Source organism: Liquorilactobacillus sicerae (genome assembly GCF_029916425.1).
GTDB classification, from domain to species: Bacteria; Bacillota; Bacilli; order Lactobacillales; family Lactobacillaceae; genus Liquorilactobacillus; species Liquorilactobacillus sicerae.
The window spans coordinates 1-428 of record NZ_JAHAVQ010000276.1; the positions used below are offsets into that span (position 1 = coordinate 1).

Genomic DNA, 428 nt, shown 5'->3' on the forward strand with positions numbered 1-428 from the left:
AACGAGATTTTGGAGTACCGATTGTTAATAAGCGAATTTCCGTAACACCTGTTTCTTTGTTAGCTGGTAATACAGATTATGATGGTTTGATAAAAATAGCTCATGCCCTTGATCAGGCTGCTGCCGATGTTGGCGTTGATTTTCTTGGTGGCTATTCGGCCTTGATCCAAAAAGGGAGTACCCCACCTGAAAAAATGTTGATTGATAGCCTTCCGGAAGTTTTGAGTACGACTAAACTTTTGATGTCGAGTGTCAATGTTGCTTCAACTAAAGCAGGCATTAATTTAAACGCGATTGGAAAAATGGGTAGGACAATTAAACGAATTTCCGAAGTAGATCCATTGGGAAATGCCAAGTTAGTGGTTTTTGCTAATGCTGTCGAAGATAATCCTTTTATGGCTGGAGCTTTTCACGGTGTCTCCGAGGAC

Annotated in this window: 1 protein-coding gene; it reads left to right on the forward strand. The window is 40.9% G+C overall.

Features of this window, described 5'->3' with window-relative positions; translation table 11 throughout:
- On the forward strand, positions 1–428 hold a 428-nt coding region (locus KH893_RS12420), incomplete at both ends, for a DUF711 family protein (protein ID WP_281166352.1).